This is a genomic window from Bradyrhizobium guangdongense (genome assembly GCF_006483445.1).
Taxonomy (GTDB): domain Bacteria; phylum Pseudomonadota; class Alphaproteobacteria; order Rhizobiales; family Xanthobacteraceae; genus Bradyrhizobium; species Bradyrhizobium guangdongense_A.
In genome coordinates this window covers 1-9,895 of the sequence record NZ_PPPT01000254.1, presented here as the reverse complement: position 1 = coordinate 9,895, position 9,895 = coordinate 1, and the positions used below count along the sequence as shown (strand labels likewise).

The following is a 9,895-nucleotide window of genomic DNA, read 5'->3' as shown; positions in this document are numbered from 1 at the left end:
CCCCGCCGAACCCCGCCAGCGACATTTTGGCAAAGGCTGCGAACAGCGCGAGCAGGCTGGGCGGCGGGCCGGCATCCGGCTCTTGTGCGGCCGGTGGTGAATCCGAGGACATATCCGAAGCTTAAGGCCGGTGCCGCGCCCCGGCCAAGGCCGTCGCCCCATCTATCCAAAGGAACCGGTGCCTTCCGGTCGGAAACCCCTGTTTTTCTAATCCTTTGCCCCCTATATTGGGGGTGCCGGTTCGCCGGCTATGGAAATAAACGGTCGTCGCAATAAACCATTCGGACCCGGGGGCGGTACCCGGCGCCTCCACCAAAGCCCACCAGACGGGCTTGCACCGCCGGAAGGCGGGCTTTGGCGGGGGCGAAATAGGATCGACGAGGGCGTAAAGGGCGTACTTTTTCTCGGTATGGTTCCGCCGTTATCGGGCTACTGCAATAGTTGCAAACGACAACTATGCTCCGGTTGCTCAGGCTGCGTAACGCAGTTTGAAAGACCATCTTAAAGTCCTAACGGGTTAAGCTCCGTTAGGCGGGGTTCGGAGGCACCTGGCAACAGAAGCCTCCACTTACCTCTGATTTCCTTCCCGGCGGGGACTCCTGCTGACCCGTCAGGCGCGGTACTATTGCGGCTTGGCGAGTCGGGCCGGCGGGGCCCGCCTCCTGGAATGCAACAGGACCACCATGGCGACCGATCATATCCGATACGACGTGCTGGCACGTGACGCGTTGCGCGGCGTGCTGCGCAAGGTGCTGACCGACGCGGCAGCGCACGGATTGCCGGGCGAGCATCACTTCTTCATCACCTTCGTATCGAAGGCCGAGGGCGTAAAGCTCTCGCCGCGGCTCCTGGCGCAATATCCCGAAGAGATGACGATCATCCTGCAGCACCAGTTCTGGGACCTCACGATCCTCGAGGATCGTTTTGAGGTCGGCCTGTCCTTCGGCGGCATCCCGGAGCGCCTCGTGGTGCCGTTCAGCGCCATCAAGAGCTTCCTCGATCCCTCCGTGAAGTTCGGCCTGCAGTTCGACACGTCCGACGTCGCCGAGGTCGCACCGGCGTCGCTGCCGGCGGCCCCCGCAGCGTCCGCCGTCGCGGTGCCTGCACCGGCTGCCGAGAAGGCGGAAGCCGAGGAAGAGCCTGCGGCGCCGAGCCAGGGCGGAGCCGAGGTCGTTCGTCTCGATCGTTTCCGCAAGAAATGATCGAGACTCTGACCTGACGGGCTAGAGCCCGGCCAAACCGACTATATAGATGAGCATGCAGGAGGCTGCGCGTCCGCGCGGCAGGATTGGATATGCTCATGGACAAGACGACGCGCGCCCGACGCCCCGCCACCCGCATCGAGACCGACAGCTTTGGTCCGATCGAGGTTCCCGCCAACAGCTATTGGGGCGCGCAGACCGAACGCTCGCGCCAGAATTTTCGGATCGGCGAAGACCGCATGCCGATCTCGCTCGTGCATGCGCTCGGCATCGTCAAGCTCGCCGCGGCCATGACCAATCGCGAGCTCGGCTTGCTCGATCAGCGCCGCGCGAACGCCATCATCCGCGCTGCACGCGAGGTGGTCGCCGGCGACTGGGACGCGCATTTCCCGCTGGTGGTCTGGCAGACCGGCTCGGGCACGCAGTCCAACATGAATCTGAACGAGGTGATCGCCAACCGCGCCAATGAATTGCTGGGCGGCGAGCTCGGCACCAAGAAGCCGGTGCATCCCAACGATCACGTCAATATGAGCCAGTCGTCGAACGACTCCTTCCCGACCGCGATGCATATCGCCGCCGCCGATCGCATCACGACCGACCTCGTCCCTGCCTTGAGCGAACTGCACCGCGCGCTGCGCAAGAAGGAGAAGGCATTCGCGAAGATCGTGAAGATCGGGCGCACCCACACTCAGGACGCGACACCGCTGACGCTCGGCCAGGAATTCTCCGGCTATGCCGCGCAGGTCGAGAGCGGCATCGCACGGCTGAAGGTGGCGGTGAAGGATCTCTATCCGCTGGCGCAGGGCGGCACGGCCGTCGGCACCGGCCTCAACTCAAAACCGCGCTTCGCAAGACTGTTCGCCAAGCACGTCAAGACCATCACCAAGCTGCCCTTCACCAGCGCGGCGAACAAGTTCGAGGCGCTGGCCTCGAATGATGCCTACGTGCTCGCGCATGGCGCCATCAATTCGGTGGCGACCGGCCTGTTCAAGATTGCCAACGACATTCGCCTGCTCGGATCAGGCCCGCGCTCGGGGCTCGGCGAACTGATCCTGCCGGAGAACGAGCCGGGGTCGTCGATCATGCCCGGCAAGGTCAATCCGACCCAGTGCGAGGCGATGACCATGGTGTGCTGCCAGGTCTTTGGCAATCACACCGCGATCACGGTCGCCGGCAGCCAGGGCCATTTCGAGCTCAACGTCTTCAAGCCAGTGCTGGCCTACAACATGCTGCAGTCGATCCGGCTTTTGGCCGACGCGGCGCGGTCCTTCACCGAACATTGCGTCGACGGCATCCAGGCCGACGAGAAGCGGATCCGGGACCTGATGGAACGCTCGCTGATGCTGGTGACGGCGCTGGCGCCCAGGATCGGCTACGACAACGCGGCCAAGGTGGCCAAGACCGCGCACGCCAACGGCACGACGCTCAAGGAGGAGGCGATCCGGCTCGGTTTCGTCTCCGCGGAGGAGTTCGATCGGCTGGTCCGGCCCGAGAAAATGACCCATCCTGGCTAGATTCCGATAGGCCTCCGTAATGATACGGAGGCCGAAACCTCATGAAATATGGGGTCCGACCGATGGGATTTGATTACCGTCAATGTTTGCACCCCGGCAGGTGCTAGCCATATTCACCCTCCCCTACCCGGAGGGCAAAATCATCGTTTGATGGTACCAGAGGCCGATTGACGAGGACGATCCAATGACGGTCAAGTCTATTGCGGCGCAATGCGACGCCTTGTTTCTGAATGTTACATCCCGCCCGGCGAGGATCGGGTGATGGAGACGCGGCATGGGGAACGTCATCAACCTGAATCGCTTCCGGAAGCGCGCGGAGCGCGAGGCTTCGGCGAAGCAGGCGGACACCAACCGGGCGAAGTTCGGCCGCACCAAGGCGGAGCGCAGCTCGGAGGAGAAGCGCCAGGAGCAGGCGAAGGAGCGCCTGGATCAGCATCGGATCGATCGCGAGGAACTGCCATGAAGTCACCCGTTGTCAAGCGATCGATCGTCGTCGCCGGCCACAAGACCAGCGTCAGCCTGGAAGAGGCGTTCTGGAACGGGATGAAGGAGATCTCGGGCCTGCGCAACATGACGCTGTCCGAACTCGTCGGCGAGATCGACAACAACCGTCAGCAGGGCAACCTGTCCTCCGCGATCCGGCTGTTCGTGCTCGACTACTTCAAGCACCGCACGATGTCGGTCCCCGCAGAGGCGAAAGTCCCGGCTCAATAGGGCGCATCAGCCTGGGCTGGCGCGCCGAAACGGCTGTGCAGTTTATAATCACTCTAAGGTGCAGCCTCGACGGCGTAGGCGCGCTTGACCTGCGTGCCTGCGGTTGAAAATACAGGTCATGACCGATGATAATAACCCGCGCTCGCAGACGCCCGCATCCCTCCCGCTGGGCCTCGCCCGGCGCGGCTTTTCGGGCACCATCCAGCACCTCTCCGCCGGCCAGGCGGGCTCCGCTTTGTCCGACATCGAGCTGGAAAGCCGGCTGATCGAGCTTGGCTTCGTCGAAGGCGCCAGGGTCGAGATCCTGCACGAGGGCATCGTCGGCCGCGACCCGATCGCGGTGCGCGTCGACAACATCACCGTCGCCGTTCGCCGGCGCGAGGCCATGGCCATCATCGTCGCCTGACGCCACCGGACCCGCCCCAATGGAAGCACCCTTGCTGCATCTGGCCCTCGTGGGCACGCCCAACAGCGGCAAGACCTCGCTGTTCAATGCGCTGACCGGCAGCCGGCAGAAGGTCGCGAACTATCCGGGCGTCACCGTCGAGCGCAAGGAGGGCTTTTTCGTCACGCCGCAGGGCCGCCAGGTCTCAGTGGTCGACCTGCCCGGGACCTATTCGCTGCGCGGCCGCAGCCCGGACGAGGAGATCACCCGCGACTTCGTGCTCGGCAAGGCCTCCGGCGAGACCATGCCCGACCTCGTGCTGTGCGTGGCCGATTCCACCAATCTGCGCCTCACCATCCGCCTGCTGCTCGAATTGAAGCGCACAGGGCGGCCGCTGGTGCTGGTGCTCAACATGTTCGACATCGCCACCCGCCGCGGCATCACGGTCGACGTCGCGCGGCTGGCGCAAGAGCTCGGCGTCCCCGTCGTCACCTCGATCGCGGTGCGCAAGGGCGGCACCGCCGATCTGTTGAAGCTGACCGACGAGATCTCGGCACAGGTTCCGCCGCAGCCCCAGGAGAACACCTGGCGGGCGCTCAGCGTGAGCGAGCTGCGCGCGACTCAGCGCGAGGCCGACCGGATCATCGCCGACAACGTCAGCCTGCCGAGCCGCCCGGACACCTGGACCGCGCGGATCGACTCCGTGGTGCTGCACCCCGTCGGCGGCCTGATCGTGCTGGCGCTGATCCTGTTCGTGATGTTCCAAGCGGTGTTTGCCTGGGCCAAGCCGCTGATGGAAATGCTCTCCGGCGGGTTCGACGCGCTCGGCGCGTTCGTGCATGCCACCCTGCCCGGCGGTCTCCTGCAGAGCTTCCTGCAGAACGGCGTGATCTCGGGCGTCGGCAGCGTCATCGTATTCCTGCCGCAGATCATCATCATCTTCCTGTTCATCCTGCTGCTGGAAGATTTTGGCTACATGGCGCGCGCCGCCTTCCTGATGGACCGCATCATGGGCGGCGCCGGGCTGCACGGCCGCGCCTTCATTCCGCTGCTGTCGAGCTTTGCCTGCGCCATCCCCGGCATCATGGCGACGCGCGTGATCGACAACAAGCGTGACCGCCTGACCACGATCCTGATCGCGCCGCTGATGACCTGCTCGGCGCGCATTCCGGTCTACACGCTGATCATCTCGGCGTTCATTCCGGACACCGAGGTCTGGGGCTTCATCAATCTCCAGGGCCTCGTGATGTTCGGCCTCTACGCCGCCGGCATCGTCAGCGCGCTCGGGGTGTCGTTCCTGATCAAATTCTTCATGCTGCGCGACTACGCGCCGGCGCCGTTCATGCTGGAGCTGCCCGACTACAAGATGCCTCGGCCGAAATCGATTGCGATCGGCATCTACACCCGCGCAAAAATGTTCCTGCAGCGCGCCGGCACCACGATCTTCTCGATGATGGTGCTGATCTGGTTCCTGGCTTCGTTCCCGCAGCCGCCGGCCGGCAGCACCGAGCCCGCCATCGACTTCAGCCTCGCCGCGATGATCGGCAAGTGGCTGGAGCCGCTGCTGGCGCCCGTCGGCTTCAACTGGCAGATCGCGGTCGCATTGATCCCGGGCATGGCGGCGCGCGAGGTCGCGGTCGCAGCGCTCGGCACGGTCTATGCGATCGAGGGCGGCAAGGAAGCGGCCGAAGCGATCGGCCAGGTGCTCGCCACCAAATGGTCGCTCGCAACCGCGCTGTCGCTGCTCGCCTGGTACATTTTTGCCCCGCAATGCGCCTCCACGCTCGCGGTCATCAAGCGCGAGACCGGAAGCTGGACCTGGATGGCCGCGACCTTCACCTACATGCTGGTGCTGGCCTATCTGGCGAGCCTTGCGACCTACAATATCGCGGTCGCGCTCGGGGCCGGCTAGGCGTTCCCGAAAAGGCGTCGAAAACAACCCCATGCACAGTAGAATGCGGGGGCGCTGGAACCGTATCCGAAATTCGGAAAACCAGTTGACACGTCGGGCAAATCAGGGGTATATTGCCATCATCGCAGAACTCGCGGGATGGCCGACGTCCTGCTCGAAACCGGGCGTTTCGATGCCGGTTACGGCATTTTTCAGCACCACACGACCTAAAACGGTCATTTGACCGATGGGTTATCCAGGCTGATGCGTTCGCGTTGGCGCCGACGATTTCCGTAGACCGGCCCAATTTCCCCGCACCCTGCCGCAACCGGAATAGCCAAGGGAGAACGTCATGAAATTCTACGACTGCGCCACCGCGCCCAGTCCGCGTCGCGTGCGTATCTTTCTCGCCGAGAAGGGGCTCACCCTCCCGACCGTGCAGGTCGATTTGCGCAATGGCGAGCAGTTCACGCCGGCGTTCCGCGCGCTCAATCCGGCTTGCACGGTGCCGGTGCTGGAGCTCGACAGCGGCGCTGTTATCACCGACGTCATTGCGATCTGCCGCTACATCGAGGAACTCCATCCCGATCCGCCCCTGATGGGCAGAAGCGCGGAGGAAAGGGCCGTCATCGAATCCTGGCTGCGGCGGATCGAGTGGGACGGAATCTACGCAGCCCAGGAGGCGTTTCGAAATGCCGCGCCCGGGCTGGCGGGCAGAGCCCTGCCCGGTCCTGTGGACCTGGAGCAGATTCCGGCACTCGCCGGGCGCGGACGGCTTCGGCTGCAGCATTTCTTTGCCTGGCTCGATGCACGCCTCGCCGACAACGCGTTCGTCTGCGGGCCGCATTTTACGATCGCCGACATCAGCGGCCTGATCGCCGTCGATCTTGCAGCCCGGGCGAAGCTCACGCCTTCAGAGCATCTCGGCCATCTCCAGCGATGGTACAAGGACGTTTCGGCGCGCCCGAGCGCCAGGAGTTGAGTCTACAGCGGCAGCATCCTTGTCAGCAGACAAGGTTCTGCGTGGTGCAAATCAATCAGGCTTGCCCCGCGTCAGGCGCGACGGCCGACGATCGCATTGGCGCTCGCCTCGATCGAGACACGCCCACTCGCCTCGACAGGCACCCGCTCGCGAACCCGAGACCGGAGCTGCGTCACGTCGGCTGACGCCATCGTTGTGAGCATCGGCGCGAGATTGGGCGCCACGATCGTCGTGGACCAATAGTCCCCGAAATCGTCGAACGTTCGTCGCGTGCGAACTACGCGCGCTTCGACATCGGCGAAACCTGCCCGTGTCCACAGCGCATGCAGTCCTTCTGATGTCGAGGCTTCCGCTTTCGGGGCCCGCGGTGGCGTGAATCCCATGCCTTTCATCTGGTTTATGATGGCATCCGAAACTTGAGCGGCGGCTCGAAAGCCCGCTTGCAGTCCAATCGGGAATTGATGGCATGGCGCCCGGGACGCGTCCATGCAAATAGATGGTCGTCTTGCGGGCATCATGCGCAAGTTTGCCGCAGCGTAAGTTGCCTCTATTGTCTGGGCCGACGGCGATAACGCTGTCGTATCCTTGCCTCAGCGACGTCTTCGCAAGATGAAACACTTCACCACCAGCCGGCTGACCGCCGAGAGGCTGCGCGAAGATCACCTCGCGGACCTCGTCGCCCTGCACCTCGATGGCGAGGTGTCCCGCTATATCGGCGGCGTGCGCTCGGCCGAGGTGACGAAGACCTACATTGCGACCAACATGGCGCATTGGGATCAGCATGGTTTTGGGCTTTGGGTGCTGAGAACGAAGGATGGCGCGTTCGCCGGGCGGGCTGGACTCCGGCATCTCGACGTCGATGGCGTGGACGAGGTGGAAATCTTCTATGCGTTCAAGCGCACGCTGTGGGGCCAGCGGTTGGCGAGCGAGATCGCGCGGGCGCTGACGGACATCGGCTTGACCGAGCTTGCGCTGCCGTCCCTCGTCGGGCTGGTCTACCCCGACAACAGCGCATCACGCCGCGTCCTCGAGAAATCAGGCTTCGCGCTCGAACGGAGCACGACGCGACCCGGCGGAGAAATGGTGATTTATCGGACCCTTCGTAGGGCGGGTTAGCGTAGCGTAACCCGCCGCCTTACTTGCGTCATGGCGGATTACGCTACGCTAATCCGCCCTACGGACTGTCCTTACCGGAAATAATCCATCACCAGATCGATGTCGGCGCGCCCGGCCACCGTGCCGTTGAGCTCGGCGTCGATCACGCGGCGGCAGGCGGCGATCGCGGCCTGGTCGCCGAGGTCGTTGGCGGCTTCCAGCACGAGCCAGGCGGCATCCACCGAGCCCTTGTCGGGGGTCGCGCCACTCGCATCGGCGGTGACGGTCTTGTTGAGGTTCTTGCGAACTGCAGTGCCGAATTGAGGCAACATGACAAATACTCCCCTGCTTCCTGCTCAGTGCATCTGCATTTCGGCCTGACGGCCCGCGGGCTGATCGGCCGCCGCGCTGTTCTTGCGCGACTGGTAGAACTTCAAGATGCTGCGCGACGTCTCGACCTTGAGGCTGCCGAATTCGCGCTCATTGTCCTTCAGTTCGCGCGCGGTGATCAGATGATCCTTGGCGCCGAGGAACAAGAGCGACATCGTCGTGTCCCAGGAGAAGCCGAGCGCCTTGCACAGCACCAGCAGCATCTCGCGGTTGCGGTCCATCAGCGCGCGCTCGATCACGTCGACCGGCAGCGCCGAGAGCAGCGACAGGCCGATCTGCACCTCGTCAAAACGGTGCTGGCGCGCATAGTTGGAGATCGAATCCTGGTTGAGGTTGCCCTGGCGGTGCTGCGTCGTCACCACGCGCTTGGCGACGAAGTAGGTCCGCGACGAGGGGCCGAACTTGGACTGCAGGTCGCCGGTGACGTCGGTGACCGAGCTCGAGATCTGCGTCACCATCTCCGGCCGCTCGCTCTCGAGCCGGCGGCGGACGTCTTCCGACGCTTTTGCGATGAGCTGCTGGAAGACGTGGCGAGGCACGTCCTTGCGCAGGCCGAGCTGCTCGGCAAGGATCGAGTCGCCCTCGGCACGCCGCACCATGTGCAGCAGGCCCGAACCCGAGAAGCGCGCGCCTTCGTTTTTCACGACTGACGTCACGACCTCTTCGTTGCCGCGCTTGACCAGCACGTCGGTGACGGCTTCGCCGACCGACTTGCGCTGCGCGATCGCGAGCAGATGCGACTGGCCCATGGTCTTGGCGTTCTCGATCAGCGTCTTCTCGTCGAGACGGGTGGAGGCGCGCAGCACGGGGCCCGCGACCTCGATCTCCTCGTCGAAGGCGAGCTGGTGGATCACGCTGAGCGGCGCGTGGTCGCAGGCCGCCATCAGCTCCGAAAGCTGCGCGCGCGCGGCGACCTCGATCTCGTCGGCGAGCTTGCCGATGACTTCGCCGAAGGTCGAGATCTCGTCGTCGCTGTAGCGGCCGGTGATCAACAGGTCGGTCGCGTGCCACAATGCGCGCGCACGGCTCTCATCGCTGCCGCGTGCGATCGCGTCGTCCAGATCCTGTAGAAGCGATTTCGCTCCGTCCATGACGTCAAACCCCAATTTGCGGCGCTCGTGCCGAAATTCCTCAGGGGCTCACACTAGGGATCAAACGCGAGAATTCGGTAAAATCGGGAACTCAGTTTTGTCGGCCAATATTCGTTCAAATGCGAGCGATCGTGTTTACCGTTGCGGCACGCACCGGCCACAAGCGCCGTCATGGCCGGGCTTGTCCCGGCCATCCACGAGCTTTCTGGCGGCACGAAAAACGTGGATGCCCGGGACATAGGCGAGCGGAAGAGACGCCGTCCTGCGGACGGCTATGCCCGGGCATGACGAGTTCGTGGCTCCGATGTCCTTTCCAAATGAAGCGCAGCGCGCGCTGTCCGTATGACTACGGATTGGACGGCGTGATCACCATCGGCGGCCGCGGCGGCGGTGGCTTCGGTTTTGCGGGTGGCGGACCGGGCGCAGGCCTGACCTCGATCGGCGGCGGCAGTGGCGCAACCTGCTGGCTCGCGACCGGCGGGCTCGGCGCGGGCGCGGCCGGTGCGACCTGCGGCGGGCGTGGGGTCGGCGGTGGCGACGGCGCTTTGGCCTTTGGCGGCGGCGTGCGGCGCGGATCGCGGCCCGAGCAGCCCGCAACCGAGGTGCCGCTGCCGGGCCGCGATCCGCGCCG

Annotated in this window: 11 protein-coding genes, 1 other RNA gene and 2 pseudogenes; 10 read left to right on the top strand and 4 right to left on the bottom strand. The window is 64.4% G+C overall.

Translation table 11 applies throughout. The features are described from left to right. A pseudogene (locus C2U70_RS33610) lies at positions 1–112 on the bottom strand (chromate transporter); the annotation flags it as partial. A gap of 84 nt (positions 113–196) precedes the next feature. Between C2U70_RS33610 and ssrA the strand changes: the two are divergent. The 8 genes from ssrA (at position 197) to C2U70_RS30490 (ending at position 6,688) form a co-directional block, all read left to right on the top strand. Then, positions 197–569: a transfer-messenger RNA gene (gene ssrA / locus C2U70_RS30525) on the top strand. A gap of 114 nt (positions 570–683) precedes the next feature. Further along, entirely contained in the window at positions 684–1,202 is a 519-nt protein-coding gene (locus C2U70_RS30520; RefSeq protein ID WP_140982341.1) for an SspB family protein, read from the top strand. A 98-nt stretch (positions 1,203–1,300) separates the two neighbouring features. After that, entirely contained in the window at positions 1,301–2,716 is a 1,416-nt protein-coding gene (fumC, locus tag C2U70_RS30515; RefSeq protein ID WP_186294570.1) for a class II fumarate hydratase, read from the top strand. Positions 2,717–2,990: 274 nt separating this feature from the next. Next, positions 2,991–3,179, top strand: coding sequence for a DUF4169 family protein (locus C2U70_RS30510; RefSeq protein ID WP_140982339.1), 189 nt, complete (start codon positions 2,991–2,993; stop codon positions 3,177–3,179). Beyond that, positions 3,176–3,430: a ribbon-helix-helix domain-containing protein gene (locus C2U70_RS30505; RefSeq protein ID WP_140982338.1), complete on the top strand. Its 255-nt coding sequence runs from the start codon at positions 3,176–3,178 to the stop codon at positions 3,428–3,430. Before C2U70_RS30510 ends, C2U70_RS30505 begins: the two co-directional genes overlap by 4 nt. 118 nt (positions 3,431–3,548) lie before the next feature. Continuing rightward, the gene (locus C2U70_RS30500) at positions 3,549–3,836 is read left to right on the top strand and encodes a FeoA family protein (protein WP_140982337.1); all 288 of its coding nucleotides are present in this window, start codon (positions 3,549–3,551) and stop codon (positions 3,834–3,836) included. A 19-nt stretch (positions 3,837–3,855) separates the two neighbouring features. Next, entirely contained in the window at positions 3,856–5,727 is a 1,872-nt protein-coding gene (feoB, locus tag C2U70_RS30495) for a ferrous iron transporter B (RefSeq protein WP_140982336.1), read from the top strand. A gap of 331 nt (positions 5,728–6,058) precedes the next feature. Next, positions 6,059–6,688, top strand: a complete 630-nt coding sequence (locus tag C2U70_RS30490; protein WP_140982335.1) for a glutathione S-transferase family protein — start codon at positions 6,059–6,061, stop codon at positions 6,686–6,688. 71 nt (positions 6,689–6,759) lie between these two features. Here the strand turns inward: C2U70_RS30490 and C2U70_RS30485 are convergent, their stop codons facing one another. Further along, positions 6,760–7,071 (bottom strand): hypothetical protein, encoded by a 312-nt coding sequence (locus tag C2U70_RS30485; protein WP_140982334.1) that lies wholly within the window; start codon positions 7,069–7,071, stop codon positions 6,760–6,762. Between the two features lie 226 nt (positions 7,072–7,297). Here C2U70_RS30485 and C2U70_RS30480 point away from each other — a divergent pair, with 226 nt between their 5' ends. After that, complete coding sequence (locus C2U70_RS30480) at positions 7,298–7,804, top strand: GNAT family N-acetyltransferase (protein WP_140982333.1); 507 nt, start codon at positions 7,298–7,300, stop codon at positions 7,802–7,804. 71 nt (positions 7,805–7,875) lie between these two features. On the opposite strand, the gene C2U70_RS30475 is transcribed toward C2U70_RS30480, so the two are convergent. Together C2U70_RS30475 and C2U70_RS30470 are read right to left on the bottom strand one after the other, a co-directional pair. Beyond that, positions 7,876–8,115 (bottom strand): hypothetical protein, encoded by a 240-nt coding sequence (locus tag C2U70_RS30475; protein ID WP_140982332.1) that lies wholly within the window; start codon positions 8,113–8,115, stop codon positions 7,876–7,878. A gap of 24 nt (positions 8,116–8,139) precedes the next feature. Further along, complete coding sequence (locus C2U70_RS30470) at positions 8,140–9,264, bottom strand: DUF2336 domain-containing protein (RefSeq protein ID WP_140982331.1); 1,125 nt, start codon at positions 9,262–9,264, stop codon at positions 8,140–8,142. A gap of 317 nt (positions 9,265–9,581) precedes the next feature. On the opposite strand from C2U70_RS30470, the pseudogene C2U70_RS33775 reads away from it, so the two are divergent. Beyond that, positions 9,582–9,895 (top strand): annotated as a pseudogene (locus C2U70_RS33775) (hypothetical protein); the annotation flags it as partial.